The sequence below is a fragment of the Ningiella ruwaisensis genome (genome assembly GCF_004798935.1).
Taxonomy (GTDB): domain Bacteria; phylum Pseudomonadota; class Gammaproteobacteria; order Enterobacterales; family Alteromonadaceae; genus Glaciecola; species Glaciecola ruwaisensis.
Genome location: NZ_RAHT01000005.1, coordinates 104576 through 122758 on the forward strand (window position 1 = coordinate 104576; position 18183 = coordinate 122758).

General features: G+C 38.0%; 9 protein-coding genes and 1 pseudogene. All 10 read right to left on the minus strand.

Going from position 1 to position 18183, the window contains the following annotated elements:
• Nucleotides 1-2 precede the first annotated feature (2 nt).
• Nucleotides 3-3059 carry a glycosyltransferase gene (locus D6V41_RS11485; protein ID WP_136251671.1) on the minus strand — a complete coding sequence of 1019 codons (3057 nt, stop codon included), beginning with the start codon at nt 3057-3059 and terminating at the stop codon, nt 3-5.
• A gap of 285 nt (nt 3060-3344) precedes the next feature.
• The gene (locus D6V41_RS11490; RefSeq protein WP_136251672.1) at nt 3345-3560 is read right to left on the minus strand and encodes a hypothetical protein; all 216 of its coding nucleotides are present in this window, start codon (nt 3558-3560) and stop codon (nt 3345-3347) included.
• A gap of 91 nt (nt 3561-3651) precedes the next feature.
• The gene (locus D6V41_RS11495; RefSeq protein ID WP_136251673.1) at nt 3652-5847 is read right to left on the minus strand and encodes a glycosyltransferase; all 2196 of its coding nucleotides are present in this window, start codon (nt 5845-5847) and stop codon (nt 3652-3654) included.
• A gap of 281 nt (nt 5848-6128) precedes the next feature.
• Nucleotides 6129-7472, minus strand: a complete 1344-nt coding sequence (locus tag D6V41_RS11500; RefSeq protein ID WP_136251674.1) for an adenine nucleotide alpha hydrolase family protein — start codon at nt 7470-7472, stop codon at nt 6129-6131.
• Between the two features lie 83 nt (nt 7473-7555).
• Nucleotides 7556-7844: pseudogene (locus D6V41_RS18370) on the minus strand (IS3 family transposase); the annotation flags it as partial.
• A gap of 102 nt (nt 7845-7946) precedes the next feature.
• Nucleotides 7947-10535: an asparagine synthase-related protein gene (locus D6V41_RS11515; protein ID WP_136251675.1), complete on the minus strand. Its 2589-nt coding sequence runs from the start codon at nt 10533-10535 to the stop codon at nt 7947-7949.
• A gap of 12 nt (nt 10536-10547) precedes the next feature.
• Nucleotides 10548-11369: a class I SAM-dependent methyltransferase gene (locus D6V41_RS11520; RefSeq protein WP_136251676.1), complete on the minus strand. Its 822-nt coding sequence runs from the start codon at nt 11367-11369 to the stop codon at nt 10548-10550.
• Between the two features lie 159 nt (nt 11370-11528).
• Nucleotides 11529-13133: a heparinase II/III family protein gene (locus tag D6V41_RS11525; RefSeq protein ID WP_136251677.1), complete on the minus strand. Its 1605-nt coding sequence runs from the start codon at nt 13131-13133 to the stop codon at nt 11529-11531.
• Nucleotides 13133-15217, minus strand: a complete 2085-nt coding sequence (locus D6V41_RS11530) for a glycosyltransferase family 4 protein (protein WP_136251678.1) — start codon at nt 15215-15217, stop codon at nt 13133-13135. The genes D6V41_RS11525 and D6V41_RS11530 overlap by 1 nt, the downstream gene beginning before the upstream one ends.
• Nucleotides 15218-15222: 5 nt before the next feature.
• Nucleotides 15223-18162, minus strand: coding sequence for a CgeB family protein (locus tag D6V41_RS11535; protein ID WP_136251679.1), 2940 nt, complete (start codon nt 18160-18162; stop codon nt 15223-15225).
• Nucleotides 18163-18183 lie beyond the last annotated feature (21 nt).

Here is an 18183-nt window from a genome sequence, read left to right on the forward strand (position 1 = left end):
TTTTAAATATAAACTTTATAAACTTTATCAATCGCATCAGCATAGCTTTCGATTGAAAAGTTAGTCTCAAACTTAACTTTTGCATTTTTGCTCATGAGTCGGTAAAAGTGGGAGTCACTTTTCATCCGCAAGACTGCCTTTAATAAAGCCTCAATATCTCTAAATGGCACAATTAAACCAGTCTTTTCATGCTCGACTATGTCTAAAAGAGCTCCCTTTTCGTAGACAAGTGAAGGTTTGCCATATGCCATTCCCTCTAATACTGTTCGTCCGAATGATTCTGCAAAATTAGACAAATTCAAAACCACATCAATATTTGCATAAATTTCCGCCGTATTTTCAACGTAACCAAGATACTTCAAAAGTCTATGCTTGCCAAAGCGTTTCTTTTCGTTTATCTGTGCGATTAGCTCAGTCTCAGGACCGATAAGCACAATTTCCACATCTTTGTAACCAATTTTTTCGAGATTATCGGCTAATTCGACAGCATCTTTGATTCCTTTTTTTGTTATGTTGCTACTTATCAATCCGAATCGCATTGTAGAGTCTAGATTTCCACTTTTTTGCGACGTTTTATCAAATTCGCTCATTAACGGATCGAACACGTTAGGAATTACTTGAATGTGTTTGGCTTCCTCGCGACCTAGTTGTAATTGACTAACTACATCTTTTTTTGTTTGCACAGAATTAGCAATTAAACAATCTGAACTATGCAGCACCCGTCTATATCCTTCTTTTGCTGAGGCGCATAAAGTGTTCAGTAAAGTAGCATCTTCACTCAAAAGCTCTCTTACGTGAGTTATTATAGGAATTCCTGTGCGAGCAACCGCTTCATAAACACTATTTTGCACCACGGTATTCACGTGAACGAGTTTTATCTCGTACTCGATTAATATTTGCTCAAACAGAAGGATATTTGTATCAACTGCCGATATGCCTTTTTGCCACCATGCATCATTTAATATAAATATTGAATCGCAATAGGCGGATAATTGCTCAATGTATTTTCTATTTTCTGCAGAAGGTAGTGTAATGAATACTCTATAATTGCGACCAGAAGCCGCTTTAACCATATCTAAAAAGCTGCGTTCAGCTCCAAACAGTTCGCGTCCAGCCGAGTGACCACAAATTAGAACATTTTGGCACCCCTTAGAACTCTGTCCTTTAATCTTGAAAGGCGGCTTAACTTCCAACGATATCGAATCCAAATCTGCTAGGTGTACTTGTGAGTTTGAGCTATAAAAATTGTTTAAATATGAGATTGATAACTCTGAACAAGGATCATAATTTTGATGAAACCCCTCCTGTACAAAATGTTCTAAGCAATCTATCTTCTGTATTTGTAGATTTTTATATCGCGATATATACCAGTTAGCATCCCAAATCTCTGAATAACGGATAATATCTCTAAAATCGGTTTTTGGCGCATTTTTTTGTCGACTAGTTAAAAGAGAATCTGGTATTGGAAATGGCCTTATTACAAAATCTTTATCAAGGTACAATGAGGCATCAGAAGAACGATGCCAAATTCGAGCACTGTCGAGATAGTCTTTGCGAACACCAAAGAACTCTGTAATTCGGTGAGATTGCCTTTTGTTTGTCAACGAGTTGGAATCACTCAGGCCAAATGAAAGCGGGACATCCTGTAAAACTTCGATAATTGATTCTCGTCCATATCGCATTATTACCCGCTCGTAATATTCGGTATCGGCTCCAAACCTCACCTGGTCCCAATACCCCAACTCGTCAAAAATCTTTCTAGAAATCATCAAAGAAGAAACATTACGATGTATTAATGACTCTTCAACTCTCCAATGTTGAAAAACTAGCTCCTCACTGCACCGAACCCATGATGAAACACTTGCTTGCTTTTTATATTTTTCAATAGCTTCAGCTTGTAAGGCTATCTTTTGCGGATGTGAATAGTCATCCGCATCGTGCACTGTTAAAAAATCGCCGGTCGCAATGCTCATACCGTGATTTCTCGCCGAATAAGCACCAGCATTTCTATTCTTTATTTCAAGCTTAAACTCTTTTCCGTTGCGGCAAGCATTACTTTGTATCCAATGTTGAACAATCTCACTTGTGTTGTCTTCGCTTGCATCATCGACAATAATCACCTCTAAGTTCTTCCAAGTTTGAGATAACAAACAATCGAGAGCCGTTTCAATATATTTTGCTGCGTTAAATGCAGGAATAATGACGCTCACTTTTTTCCCACAATTTATTCGAGTTGAAACAGCCGGTTTGAGGTTATTTAACGTAAGCGGTTTATTTTGATTGGCTTTTGCCAATGTGCACAGCTTATATGCCTGAAAAATCTTATTAATTGCATCTAATTTTTTGGAGCAGGACAGTGGAACATTTTCTGCGTGGAACAAATTTGATTCTAGTAATAACAGATCTGAAATGAAGGATTTATCGGTTTTCTTTCTATCTATAATATGTTTTGCAGAATCAAGTTGTTTCAATCTTAATAGAATAACTATGTAGAGAATAAGTGGCCCTGAATGGTTCGGGTACTTGGTATTGCATTCATGAAATGCTTTGAGATGAGCAAAAGCACTTTCAAAATCGCTACACCAATAAGCCCAACGCGCTAGAGCCCAACGTCCGTAGCTTCTCGCAATTCCACTCGAATTTACATCCTCGACTAAACGTTTTAGTCTTGGCAACATAATCTTTTGAGCCCCTGCCCATAAATGATACTCGTATGCGGCAGCAACATTATTGACTGGGAGCCGTCCTTCAAACTGACCATGCTCAAGAAAATGAACTAATGGATTAATATTGGCATTTCTTACGTCTGGATATTCATCTAAATACCATCCACCATCAAATTCTTTTGAACATGCTAAGTGCCATGTCCAATTTTTTTCCAAGTAAAACTTGATCGCTTCTTTTTTATTCTCGAATTCCAGACTATCGTCTAACTGTCTTGTGAAAAAAGAAGATTTGAATAACTCAGAATTGGAAACTAAGCAAATCTGTTTCTTTATTTTATTTGCAAGGCCAGTTTTTAGAACTTTGAAAAAACGGTTTATATCAGGTAGTTTCAATACGGTGCTCAAAATTAATGTTTACTTCATTATCAAGCGAAAGTGCAACTACTTTAGGCTAACAGATACATTTGGTTAAGCAAGTTACAAAAAACAATTGTTTTAGAGTAAGCGGTCAAAATAGACCGTACTAGTGTTTCCCAGTTTACTCTTGCTTAGATTCCCCTATAGCCTCACAACCAAAGACCAAGCCACCATCTTAAGTTTCTCGGACCCAGTAATTGTCAATGCCCAAAGGGTATTGACTAAACTTTTTCTTTTTACGCTTGATGAGTCGTTTCATCATCAGTAGTGCTGGCCGCTCGAGTGAAATGGTGGATAATACCAGCTGCTCTTGCTCATTATTTGATTCCATTTGCCCACAGTGACAGCATTCAATGCGGTAAATGCCAGTTTCATGGCCGCTTCTAATTCAGCTTCGTTGTAGCCACGAGGTAAAAGGTTTGTGACGGTCGTAGCATACTCTTTTACAACTTCTGACACACTATAGTCAATTGACATGGTTCACATCTTTTTTGAGCGGCGCATAGCTAAAGCACTGTTTCCATTCCCGCAGGGTACTTAACACATCGTTTATTACTATTCAGTATGACTAATTTGATGTCGGCTCAACCACAAGGTCCAAAATTAAATCGTACAAGTCGCTGCAAGAGATATTATGATCAAAGTTGGTTAATGAATACTCTCTGGCACTGTCGGCGCTAAAATATTCATCGTTGCGATCTAAGTTAAGTATATCCATCATTTCATTGCACAAAGATTCATCACTGCCTGCCGTAAAATATCGTACTTGTTTTGAATCTTTAGTCATTTCAATTAATCCACCCACATTGGAACATAATATAGGAATTCCCGACGCCAGTGCTTCTGCAGGTTTCAGAGGAGTTACTATTTCAGTAACTGGTGATGAAATACGCGGTAAAACACAACAATCTAAAAATTGATAGGTGGATGAAATCAAAGTTGCGTCGACACGGCCGGTTAAATGTATATTCTGTTGTAAGTCATTGTTTATAATATAGTCCTCTATTTCTGCGAAAATGGGGCCTTTCAATTCACTACTAGTCGCGTTATCACTCCCAACCAACAGCAATTTAACAGATGCTTTCTCGCTCTGTTCTAGCCGCGTAAGCATTAAATGAAAGGCTTTTACTAAAAGTAAAAGTCCTTCATACACAACAAATGAACCTATATAGCCAAATATAAAATCACCAGATTCTTTGCGATACTCCTCATCAAGCACTATTGATGTTCGCTTCTTTTCGTTGATAAATCTAAACAAATCAGCGCTATTTCTGGTGATGACTGTGTTCGATGGTCGTAAAAATCCAGAGCGTTTTTCAACATATTGTTGTAATGGCACTGAGATAAATGACATGCCGTCAGCATGCTGATATACATAATTTTCAGCAAAACATTGTAAACGGTAATTAAAAGAGTGCTCAAACTCAGGCTCCCGGCTAAGACGAGTAACTTCCCAGAGCCCTCTCATATCGTAAATAAAAGGTATATTTGCTTTTTTTGCCGCAAGAAGAACAGGTAAGGATGTAATATAATTAGACGCCGCCAACGCAAAATCTAGTTTGTATGATTTGATTACTTGAAAGTAGTATTCCTGGGCTTTTGTGAGATAGTTTTCCAAAGACAGTGTATTTCTTCCAAAGTCATCGTTGTATACATATTTGGTACCGTTAATAAACAATTCTTTTTCGCTTACCTGATGTTCTGTTGATAAGTCTTTAGGAAAGCCCATTCGCGCAAAGCATGTTAAGTTTAAGCCTTTGGAATTTAGGGCTGTAGCAATGTAATCGGTACGAATCGCATATCCACCATTTGAAAATGGCAAGCAATTGTGCACAAAGTAACCGCCATTAAGCTTCCCGGATGCTCTTTTCATTCTCTGCTGGGGCGCGTTGGAATGCTTTTTAACTAGTTCTACAACTCCTAAGTTCTGCCTTTGCATTTTGCTATAATATTGCTGATACGCATCGTGTTGATCTGCAAAGTATTTGTATAATGTCATTAGGTGAGATGCAACGAGAAGCGTGCTTGGCTCCGGAGAAGTAAGAGCTTGCCAAAACAAAGCTCTTATAGCTTTTTCAACTCGTTTATTAATGTCACTTTCCAGCTTTATGTGCTCATATGATATTACAAACGATTTTTTCTCCTTGTTAGTCAACTGCGCTGCTTGTGAAATAAGATTTTTAAGGCTGGTCAGATACCTTGCCTCTCCATATTCAAGCAGATTTAGCGAGAGTTTTGGATAAGCAATCTTATTGCCAGAAAGAGCCTCTTGCATTTCTTTACGCTCTAAAAATGCATTGTAGTGCCCATTCATGTTCATAAAAAACTCTTCTCTTGCCTGAGATTGTCCAACAATACTTGAGTAAAGTTTTAATACTTCACCGGCAATTTCGTGATGGTTACTTTTAGGAGATTTAATGAGTAACCAATAAAATTTCCGAAACACAGGTTCATACTGAGCATCATCATTTAGAGTGCAACGAAGTTTACCACCTTTTATGGACAGCCTATTTTTATCGTAGGTTGTAAGCTCTAAGTGTTGAACCAGTACTGCCTTAAACTTGCTTTCAAATTCCTTCGCGTCAAAATCTATACTCGCTAGTAGGTCAGTATCGCTTTGTGGGATATGTTCGATTTGAGTTGTTGTAAAACGATTGCTGAGAAAAGCTTGAAATGCCGCTTTCGGGTCTTCTAAAAAGCGTCTAATAAATGTTTTTATTCGATTTGTCACACTACTCATTAATTCTGGTTTTCCAACTTTCATAAAATTACTAGCGGCGCGAATTGTACTCTTTTATTTTCTGTAATTATACCGTCTGATGTTAAAGATTTAGCCAATGTTCTCACCTCCCAATCATACTTGGCAAGTATTTGGATTGCTTTTTTTACTTTGATAGTAAGCTATTACTGTATCAACGTAATCGAGCCAATAGTTTTGCATTAAAATGAAAGAATGGATTTTATCTGTTAACACCTTATTTCGGACATAAAATCCATTAAATTTTCTTGATAGTAAATTTCATCCACCACAAAACTAAAATAGTTTTAGAAACTATATTTTTGGAGTGTTTTGTTTTGCAGAGTAATTTCCAGTTCCCGACAAATCTCCAAACCAAGACTTTTGTAATACTCTAAATAGTCTTCATCCCCGCCGCTCTCCAATAAAGCAGCGTTTTCCCAAATGGACATGCTATCGTCAGATTCACATTCGCTGTAGTGATTTTTGATGGTTTTTATCATATCAATTACGTCATTGCTAAATGCAAGCGATGAAATATCAACTTGTTTCATCAAATGACCTAAGGAGGAGTGATGCATTTCGTAACTTGCTAGTGGTACATAATCACCCCTTGGCAGGGATTGAATTTGTTGGGTAACTTTGGCTAATATTCCGTATCTGCTTGCTAAACGGGTAGCGCTTATACCGAATTCACTTTGATTGAGGTTTTTGTAAAGACAAAAAATAAAAAATGTAAAGCATTTTCTACACTTATGGCACCATCTCTCTCGAGTATCCTCACACATATAAATAGCATTTAAGAAATCATCATTGCCCTCTGCTAAAATATCAAGATGTAGGTATCCAGGAATTGCAAAGGATATATTTCTCACACGAGTTTGCAAACCAGACTGGCGCAACAATTCGGTCATCATAAGGTCAGACTCCGGCCTAGCACTTTTATATCTCAGTCCCTTGTTCGTGCTAAATTCTAAAGCATCATAGCTATGATTGAGTATGTCAGGATTTACAGAATAGGTAATTGGCAACGATATAGAGTGATAAAAAGCCATATTCATAAGTCTTGCCGTTTTTACATCCTTAACATTACTATAGATATCTGTTGATACGCTACAGTATCTAAGACTAGGGAAGATCTTTATTAATTCAGCAAGTACTACGTTTTCGAATATTTGTTTGTGTTTTTGCTGGCTTTGAACAGACCAATGGATTCGAGAAATAAAAATCTCAGCATCTGGATGATTTTGTGCAAAAATTTTCAAGGCTGCAAGAGAATCTTTACCGCCTCCATAAAGCAAACAAATTCGCTTTTTATTGAAACTCTTTGGGATTATTTTTTTATAAACTCCAGTCCCTTGTACTTTGACATTATTTATATCACGGTAAAGGCACCACTGCCGGACTATTGTTTGACTTATGGGTAAGTTGATCTGAACGTTTATTTTATCTTTGCTAAAAGACTTCGAAACAATTGGAAGCATAAAACCAATGACAGTAGAGCCGACAATGTAATCATTCAGCTCTACGGTGCAGTGGTATACTAGCGATACACTTCTTTTATTTTCTTTGAACAGTGTGTCGAGTTCTTTTGAAGACCATTTAACTAAGATTCTATTAGATGTGTATTCGACTGTAAGATTTATGTTCATAATTTTTGGGTTAAATCCCTTTTGAAATCGCTTTGAAAAACATAAGTACTTTACTCAATGGTCTACCCCAATTATCTAGACACTCAGCTAGCGAAGTTAAGCATTTTTTTAATCTCATGGGGTGACTGATGACCAAGATAACTATGCAGCCTAACCCAATTGTAAAACGCTTCTATGTAATCAAACAAGTCCGCTTTCGGTTCGCTTCGAGTTCTGTAGATTTTCTTTTTAGCTCTCTCATTTTAACGAATGGAAGAAGCTTTCTGCTACCGCATTATCGAAACAATGACCACGGCGGCTGGTACTGCTGATTAAATTATGCTGTGATAAATAGTCTTGAAAGTCTTCACTGGTGTATTGGCTTCCTTGATCTAATGAACTATCACGCTTTATTCGCTCCCAGTGAGTTCGGCCGGTCAGTAACTATGAAATGAACGAAGAGACGTATCGATGGGTATAACCACATCAGTAAAGTCACTTACAAAAATTTACGTCTTTAGTTTTTGCTATCAATGGTTTGCTATCCCCTTTGCGCTTTACGAAGCCTCTAACAGCCAATTCAACTCTGGTATCAAAAGCCGAGATATCGAATCTAGTGTTCGATTCACCTTTATACAGATGTTTGTCGACTACCTCTCCATCTGCAATGAGATAGAAAGCGTAAATAAAAGAACCTTCAACATAGTCCTGATTAACCTGTATAGAGGCAACTAATAAGCCGCCCGAAATTTCGCAGGTGACAGTAATTAACTCTGGCTGTAGGTTAAGTCGCTCAGCTGGCTGGCATCGCTCATTTTCAGGCTGATGCATAATCGAATTTACAGCATCGTTCAGTGTTGAGAACCGTACATTTGAAATCTGCGCTACAAAGTCTATCAAATGCCTGAACTTTTCTATTAGATATTCATCTGGCTCGGTTTGAATGTTCTTGCCTAGCAAACTCGTTTGACCGCCTTTTCCGAAGCTCCAACTGTGCAATAGAATAGTTAAACACGGTAGTTTGAATTTGACGCCAAGATATATCAAGTGACACACCTGCTCGAAAGAAGTGCTGTTGAAGTTCAAACCTCTAATTTTATCTCCAATACGATAACTTGTGAGTGGAACTTCAGTGACATATTGGTTGCTGAATACACCATTACCTATAAATGATGATCGCGTTTCAAAGTGATTTTCTTCAACGCTATCCATTAGAGAACTATCGATGCTAAACCCCGCAGCTTTAACACAAGCCTCCATATTTGGGTATACATCCAATCTGCCAGAGCGAAAAGCACTTATTTCACTTGAAAAAGGTAACGCTGACTCTATTCGCTGCTTGCCCCAGCGCAATACCTCTATTAGTTTCTCCTTGTCTCTGTACCACGCATGTGACAGATTGAGTTGCTTCAGAATGTTCGCTTCGATTGAAAATGCGTGACAATGCAAACCAATTTCGGTGTGCTCACGGTCAAAGAAAGAAATAACGCGAGCAAACTCAGAATTGCTTTTCAAGAGAGGTGAGTAACTTTCAATGAAATATGTGCAAGGTATTTCTTTCGATAGTAGTTCAGCCTCGAGCACAGAACCTTCACCAAAATCAGCGAAAATGAGTTTATCTACCTCTTTCTCAAGTGCTGTTTGACTTGCGTAATAATCGCTTATTGAAAAGGCTTCTACATCTACTGTTAAATTGAAATGAAGTTTGTGATTGCTCTTTAGGGCTTCGATTTCAGAAATGTATTGCGCCTTTATTTCGTCAAAGTTTTCTTTGAGAGGTTTCTTTGCAGAAGCTGTGATTACTTCATCTAAAGCAAAACTATCACTGAGCACATTACATTGGGTAAGTTGATTTTGATTATGTCTAAACCATTTTGTGTATAAATAAACCGACTCAAGAGTTTGATTGTGACGTCTTAAAAACGGTTGCGCGCGCTTACTATTAACAGGTTTTTCAGGATCCAGAGTAAACCAATCTACAATTCCAGCTGCGTTGCCAGTTTCCTTTGCCAAACTACCAATTTCATCGAGCATGAATTTTATATTTGCATCAGAGTGCTTAATTATCGGTTTTGTCGTCCACCCTTTTTGTTCAGACTCGGGACTATTTGTGGAAGGAAGTGCGGCAACTTTAGCGTTAATTTTTTTTAAAATATCAGGGTAGAAGCCAGAGCTTAGACGAATTGCTGGATCAATTTCGGTGGCCAATTGGAGTAGCATTTTATCCATAAAAGGTAGCTCTACTTCAATATATTTTCTTTGAGCTGCAATAGAATAACCTACGGCTCTTGAACCGCGATTGTTCATTAGAAAATTTAAAACCCGTGTCTCACTCGGGTACTTGGCTAATTCATCTGCGAGCGCTTTTCTCGCCAGCTTTTCTAACGTGTTGTATACAGGTTTAGAAAGCACAGTAGAAGGGATTTGAACTCTGAGGCGACGAAAAAACTCGTCAGAGTCGGGAGATAACACGTCGTCATTAATGCCTTGCTTCATTCCTCGAAGAATCAAATCTCCTGCATATCCATCAAAATTTACATGGTTTCTCGTAAGCTGAGTTTTTCTAAGAAAGTCATGCATCCATATATGCATATTGGTTGAGAAGGCACTCTCTGATAGTGCTTGTTCACTGAGTGCTTGATAGTAGTTATCAGATAGCTCTACAATGGTATGTGGAACTTTTAAACAGCTGGTTACATGGGTAGCAAACACCTGCTCTTTGTTGTTTCCTCCATCATATGTCGTTGTGTAAGCCTCTACATTCCGATGTGGCGCTATTTTGCGAATACCAGCTAGTATTGCTCTTGAATCCCAGCCCCCACTTAGAAACACTACAGGGTCAAAGTCCGCCCTTTGCTGTAATTGAGTTTCAAGTGTGTGAAGAAACGTATCAGCAGTTCGTTTAATAGCTAACTCATAATTAGAAATTGATTGAGAAGCAGGCTCTAAATACACTCTTTCTATGGGTAGATTTATAGTAGCTGACTCAGTAGTGTCGTCATCTTTTAGGTAACGAGCATTTCCCAGCGGGTAACCAAAAAAGAAATAGCTAGCCCAAGCTTCCCAATTAATTCGATTACTCATGACATTACACTGTTAGCTAAAATCAAGTTTTGAGACGATTGAAACATTTGGTATCGGGGGAGAAGTAATTGATTCTTTCTCCAAATCATTCTTTTCATCCTTATATGAAAGAATGCCTAAACCCTTTTCCAATGTAAAAAACGTTAAAGACATATTAGTTAATTTTGACCACTCCTCACAGATTTGGGTTTCTTCCTCTCGAATTGTATCGTCCATCCAAATTTGAGAGGAGGTATGCAATTTATTAATAACAGCAGGTACCGCTGGAAATCGACTGAATTTGCACGTTTTGCCCGGAGGACCATCCACCCAAACTAAATCAACAGAGTCCACTTTTTCTAGGGTTTTTGCATCATACCAGAAAGGAGTTTCGCTTTCGGTGGTGAGGTGATTACCCAACCAAGGCACTAAAGGGGCTATTGTTAGATTTACAAAGCTCTCCAGTTCTTCCTTCTCGAGATTGCTTTGTGTTATTCTGCCAAATTCGTCACTATCATCAAACGAATAAAGTTTGCCACTTCCATTTTGCTTTAAAGCGTCAGCGATCACTACAGTCGATGCACCGCTACCGAACTCAACTATACACTTGGGCTTTGTCTCAATAATATAAGAGTGCAGTCTTAGAAGAACATCGGGAGATGTTGTCCACCCCCTAAGTGGAGGGAGTTGATTCTTTAATGATATTTTTTTTTCTAACCAGAACAGGCTTTCCAATTGCGTATAAATTTGGTTCACCAAATTACGATTTGTTCGTTCCTGCTGTTCAATTCGTTTCAAAAGAGCTTTCTGTAAAGAACCAATATATACTTCTATCGTATCAAAGTGATTAGACATGAAGAAATAGCCTTGTAATTGGATGAGATTATCCATTTAAATATTAGCCAGTTACGCCCATTAAATCCACTCAAATTATGCTTCCGTCGCCAACACTCGTGTTTATCGAGTTCTTTTCCGGTAGATATTATGATAACTGTAAAGAATAGTTGAAAACTTTTACTGTGTCTTAATAAGCCGAACTTCAAAACTAAAATGACTACCTTCACTTGCATCAATTTCCAACGCAGGAGCATTTTCATAAACTCCATATTGCTTGGAAAAGGGCCGCTCCTTTGTTTCAACCTTGATGTTTTCACTGCCAAATGAAATAGCCATTCGCTTTTGACCACCAACACTGATAGTTGCGTTACTATTTTTTAATGAGACATCCGCAAACTGATGAAAGAAGAGGTTTTCCATTAACCCTTTTTCTTTTCCGTCAACAACATCAGTTATCGCAATCGCCCCAGTCTCCAACTGACTTATATCAATTGTGCGTTTTATTTTTCGGCCGTACAAAAAACTTTCCGCAACAATTATATCTTCAGTTACGCTCAATGTCGGAGCGCTTGCTAGTGACTTTCTATTTCTAAGCGCTTTTTCACCAGCGATGTATGGCACATTGTGACATTCGTTGCTTCGAAGCGATATGCGCAACGGATCTCTCTCATTGTGTGAACCAAGGCCACCATCTGACAACAAATCAATATTGTCAAAGCTTAAATAGATATGAAGATCGTCATCGTGTCGGTGATACACTGAGTCAAAACAATTCTTGACCATTAAGTACAAAGGCTTATCTAAAACGTGACCTTTTATAATAACGTAGCCAGACTTTGAATAGTCATAAATAGTTAGTTCGCGAGGAAAGTCATATTTCTCAACAAAATGGCCACCACGAGTATCACCCACTAAAGGCAGTGTTCCGTCTGGAAGAGTCAGTGCTTCTTTAAAAAGTTTAGCTCTCTCTTCCAGTATTATCGCTTTTTCAGATACCTTGTTAGCATACAGCTCACCCAGTTTGTTGAATCGATTTAATCTTCTAAGCATAAAAATGTGATAACCAGGACTATTTTCCTTGTGTACACCTTCTTCTGTGTATGCAAACTCAATTTCTTCGATTAGGCGATTTTCAGATAGTTCGAAAAAAGGCTTCCAAACAGGGTAGCTCGTGTAAAGCCCTATAATGAAAACAGCAGTGGCCTGATCAAATCCATGATTGGTATACTTTGAATAATTCTCATCTTCAGACAACCAAGCAATATGTTTCTTTAGGATATCTTCCATTCGATATGGTAGGTCTATATCTTGAATGAAATCATTAAGCTCATCATCTAGCCACAGACTAAACGTCCAATTAAAAAAATTGGTTAATCGGTAGGAAGTTGCATGGTCATGCCACCTCAACGTCTTGTCATCATCCTCTGGAGTGATTTCAATCCAGTTGACTAAACTGTCTTTGCAAAACTTCGCCGCAAGACGTCGCTCTTCTAGGGAAAGTAGTTTTCTACTTGAAACAAACCAAGTCAAAAACGGCAGTGCTTGTATTTGCCACCACCAATTTCGGTCCTGACCGGTTGTTTTCCAGTCAAAAGTTCGAAAGTCAATGTGTGCATTATCAAAGCTCTTTATTTCAACTATGTTTTCATTCATCGCTAGAAGTAGGCAGTCTTTAGCTTCTTTGTTTCTACCCGAGTTTTCTTTAACAAAAAAGGCAACCTGATCGGTATTAACGTTTTCAAAAACGTTCTTAAGCGAATTATTTTGTTTAGTTCCAGCCATTATCCAATAAGTTCCCTTAACTGACTTACAATGTGCTCGGTAGAAAAGTGTTGCTTTGCGTAGTCCATAACAGCTTTTGACTGCTGAATATCGAATGACGGCGCTTCGAAATCTTTAAGCTTATTCTCTAAGACATATTTCTTAGGATAGACAGTTTCAGCCCCGGCCCATGGTAGAATTATTGGAATGGCACCAGACGCCATGCCTTCCGCCACGGCCTGATGACTGCCTTCGAAATCACTTGTAGATAGAATGTAGCCTATACCTTGAAACCACTCTGGCATATCATCACCATGCCCATCAAATATAACATTGTTTTTCCAAGGGGCTTCTTCTATTCTTTTTTCTTGCTCTTCGTACTTGGTAAATTCATTAACAAAATTTGGCTGTTTCATCCATGGGTAGTCGTGGGGAGTTTTTCCTTTCACACGAAGCCGAAAACGTTTGTCAATCTTCCATAAGCTTTCAAAAATATCTAATGCACGATCGAATCTTTTACGCCATGGAACCATTCCTATAAAACCGAGAGTAAATTCCGCTTCATCATGTTTAAGCCGTGAAAACCGTTTACAATCTACTGTATTAAAAACGAGCTTGCACTTCTCTCTGGGTAGATTGTGCAGTTCAACAAACTCCTCGTATCTATAAGGCGCTATAAATATAAGCTTATCAATATTATCTAAATTTGCTTCTTTCAAATATTGAGGAACTTGATTTTCTTGAAGATGAATGCGAACTACCAGTTTCTGACCGGGACGCTTATTTTGGGAGTACCAACGTACATTTCCCAAACCCCATTCACAAAAAATTATGTCCGCTTGTGAAAGCATCTGTCTACTTTGAGTAGCATCATGTTTTGTATGGCCTTGCCAATGATCTTTTAAAACGAGATAATTATGATCCTTTTCATAAGCACCTATAACATCGCGAAGAAACTTAAAGTCATGTCCTGCAAACAATATTGTTTTTTGCTGATGAGAAAGTAGTTTCTCAAGAATATCGCCATGATTTATTGAATCTGCAAATCGTTCATAAGCCTCATAAGACATCTTTGCAGCGAGTTGATATGTTTCAACATTAGTAAGAGCATCAATTATCTTATCCGTAGCTTCATTGTTATCAGACGCAAACAAAGGATAATCATAGCCAAGTAATTCCTTGTGAACTCGTGTTGGTCTTAATACTACGGGTTTGCCACTACTCATATACTCGAATAGTTTAGTTGAAAGCTCTTGAGATTCATCATTGTCAATTTCAGATGATCTTAGCGCAAAGCCTATATCACTGCGGCGTGACAGCGCGATACTCTCCTGCCTAGAAACAACTCCAAGCCAGTTTATACTAGGATCATTTTCGAAAAAGTCGTGAATTTCTTCCCTTCTTCCTCCTAATTCACCGTGAAATTTGTTACCAGCGATATTTAGTTTGATATACGGTACTTTTTCTTTTAGCCGTTTAAATACATCTACTAAGTCTGGAGTACCCCACTCCTCAGAAAATTTTCCAGTATAACAAATACTATTTGTGTGATTTCTAAATGAAGGGGCTGTCATTATTGGAGGAATGAGAGGCGGAAGGATATAGCACTTTTCCTCTTTTAATCCGAATTGTTCACAATAACTCACACGCATCCTTTCACTTTGTACGATAATAAATGCGCATCGCCTCATAAATTGACCAATACTCTCTTTTTGATTTGCAGTCAATTCATGTCTTTTTTGAAAGGGCTCTAATGTATAGTATACGAGACGTTCATCTAAAGACGTAGAAAGAATGTTTCCCATCTCAATGTTGCCCCTTATAAGTATTCGGTCATATTCATTCTCCTTATCCAATGCTATTATTTCTTCAGCCGCTTTGTCGGGCTTCATTGAGTGCCTAACTCTCTCCAAGCGATTTATATGTTTTAGCTGATCAATTTCTTGATTTAGTGGACCTCCCTGATTAGGCGCCTTTGATAAAAAATCTAACTTAATCTTCGGTTCTTCTGCAAGAAATCTTATGAGTTCAGCAAGCCAAACTGAGGATCCGTCCATAATGTTCAAGTTCACATCTGCATAAACGAGAAGTTTTAAGTGTCTCACTTGATCTACTCACTTTGTTCATATTTGTTTGTATTAAAAAGCGTACTAATGGCTTCATCCTCAAGCATTGTAGGTTTGACGTCTTTTTCAAAATCAATAGACACACAGACACCTTCGAGGGGTTTAGCAAACTCAGTGTTCACTCTAAACACTTCTGAAGGTGCGTTTCGATTCAAATAAGGATAAAGCTCGTTGCTATTTTGTAAATCGACAATCAGTCGTTTATTATGATAAGTTTGCTTTTTAAATAATGTACGTGCTCGTTCTATATCTTCGACCGAGGTGGCGCTTACCATAGCATTCATTATTGGTAAGTGAGACATGACAGTAATTCCAAGTCTATCGCATATTTGAATCAACCTATCTGCGATTGTGTGCCGTCCAAGTGCCTCTCTCGCTCCTGATTCTGCAATTTTTTGATATTCTTTCTCATCCTTCAGCCTATTGATAAATTCAACAATATCATGCTGTTTATCACTTGCGCATACTATACCGCCAAATTGAGTAAGGACACCTTCTGAATAATTACTTATAACAGGAGTTCCAGATGCCAGAGACTCATAAACTCTTCGTGCAAACATGGTTGGGCTGTGTTTAACGGAGTTAAGATTAACGGTGTATTTGTAACCTTTATAAGCTTTCCACATATCTTCAGGTTCTAGGTAACCAACAACTTTAGATTTAAATCGCTCTGGAAATTGGAGATGGGCAACACCACGTTTTAAACATCTATCAAAAATATCGTAATCACATTTTGCAGTCTCAAGCGCTCCAATAATAGTATGAAAGTTATCACAGCGTTCCTTCTTGTCTGAGTAGTATGAGCCTGCAAAAGCCGCCTTTTGCAAACGTGGAATTAAGTTTATTGGATTATGAACTTTAGGTTGGCAAAAGAATGATAACGACTCGGCTTGAATATTATGCTCTTTCGCATAATTAGAAATCATATTTGCATCAGTGGTATAGACATAGTCAAATAGTTTAGCTGTTGGCGCAAACCGAGAATAATGCACTGGATCCTCTTTTGACCAGAAAACTGTTGGAATTCCTTTTTGTCTACAATAATTAAGCACTTGAATTAAAACGCTCATTTGATTAGGACCATTTGATGTATAACCATAAATGAGTCCTCCCCACTGATTTTTATTACCAAACCAGCAGCTTTCAACGAACAGCATGTCGGGCTCTGCCGCCTCAATTTGTGTCTTCCAATCAATAGGTGTAAGTTGCGTAAGTCTAACTTCCATCCTAAAGCACTCTAGCGTAAATTCGTCAAGTATCGCTGCTACCTTTATTTCAGATAGTGGCCTGGCTTCTTTTCTTTCGTCTGATGAAACGGTTGCTTTTAATGCGGTTGTTCCAAGATTAACTAAATCGCTTTTACATGTGAATGCACCCTTCAACCAGACTTTTTTCTTTGTTTGCCATGTTTGAACGGCAAGTTCCAATTTAGCAGCTGCTTTTGGGGGAATTAACTGAGCGACATTATCACCCTCTAAATTAAGATAACAAAACGAACCGATAGTCTTCGATGTCATTAAACCACCGTAAGGTGGAGGGATTATATCGTTTTGACTATCAAAATAAGTCACGCCCGCAACGATCGCTTTAGGATTGTTATCATTTTGCGACTCAAATTCAAAATTTGCAGCAATTGTATGCGAAATGAGTTCATTTACTTCAAACTCAAATTTCCTTGGTGCTTTTGTTAGCAAACTTCTTTTTAAAGCGTCGTTCTTCCTTCGTTTTATTGCTAAGGTTAAATGTTTAACACATATAGATTCATCAGTCATACAATTGAAGTCGCTTAATCCAAATTGGAGATGTGTAGCGCCTTCTGGTAAATTGAATGTATGTAGTTTATTGTTGTTCCCATCGGTATCTGCAATGTACTTAAAATGTGTCTTGAATTGAGAAGAATAGCCAAGTTTGCCCATTGCATGGCATAAATCATTCCCATTTTCGTCCAATACTTTTATTAATAACACCGCCCTTTTACTTTTCACATTCGATAGATTGAAATAATCAACTCGACCGCTTACTGAAACATAGGAAGCGTGTTTAACGTCCAATTGATACCAATGTGGCGTCTTACCTGTTAGAACTACCTTTTCTATCGCAAAAAACTTCTCGAGCTCGCTGTTAGATTGGGGGAGTTCTTTAGTAAAAATAACGTTGTCTGTTGTCTCTAGTTTCAGCACATCATTCAATAACGGCTTTACATTGAATCTAAATGCAGAAACTTGTTTATTGTCTACGGATGCTTGCAAGCCGTGTTTTCGTGCAGAGGAATCAAGATGTAGAATCTTGTCTGCTTCTAAACCTTGATTTACAACATGAAGATGTACTTTCTCATTGAAGACTAGTGTTTTGAAGGAATTTTTAATGATGAAGAGCAAGCTATCATCGAAACCATTAGATATATTGCCGCTCGTTTCTTGTCTAGAGTTTGCATCATTCTGAATACCATTCGACAACGCAAAAACAAAAGGTATATTTGTGAGAACGGTAGCAGCAAAAGCTGACATCCTCACTCTCAAATCATCCCAACACAGCACAAATTGTGGACGAAAAACCTTAAATAATTCTATGAGAATTGTACTTGATTGTGAAAACCAATTCCCTCTATCTGATTCTGTATAGACCAAATTAAAGTATCGCACACCTTCAAGAGTAGCTTCATATTTGGTCAACTTAGCTCTTTGCTTCGCTTTATCTTGTTCCAATTCCTCTATGTTTGGGAGGTAAAGACATAAAACCTCAAAACCTTGCATGACAAATGCTTTAGCAAGTTCGTGATTTTTAACTGCGCTTTCTGTTTTCGAGAAAAGAATGGCATCGTCAATTATAATTGCCATGCGTTTATCGTTAGGCAATTGGCGTATTCGAGGAGAATTTTTAGCGATGAAAGTCTCAAATTGCTTTATCTGACATGTATTTGTCATTTTTTACTTCCAAAGGGGGCA

Coding starts and splice junctions, on each gene's coding strand:
- D6V41_RS11525 (WP_136251677.1), bottom strand. CDS start 13,133: ATGGCTGGAACTAAACAAAATAATTCGCTTAAGAACGTTTTTGAAAAC.
- D6V41_RS11515 (WP_136251675.1), bottom strand. CDS start 10,535: ATGAGTAATCGAATTAATTGGGAAGCTTGGGCTAGCTATTTCTTTTTT.
- D6V41_RS11500 (WP_136251674.1), bottom strand. CDS start 7,472: ATGAACATAAATCTTACAGTCGAATACACATCTAATAGAATCTTAGTT.
- D6V41_RS11520 (WP_136251676.1), bottom strand. CDS start 11,369: ATGTCTAATCACTTTGATACGATAGAAGTATATATTGGTTCTTTACAG.
- D6V41_RS11535 (WP_136251679.1), bottom strand. CDS start 18,162: ATGACAAATACATGTCAGATAAAGCAATTTGAGACTTTCATCGCTAAA.
- D6V41_RS11495 (WP_136251673.1), bottom strand. CDS start 5,847: ATGAAAGTTGGAAAACCAGAATTAATGAGTAGTGTGACAAATCGAATA.
- D6V41_RS11490 (WP_136251672.1), bottom strand. CDS start 3,560: ATGTCAATTGACTATAGTGTGTCAGAAGTTGTAAAAGAGTATGCTACG.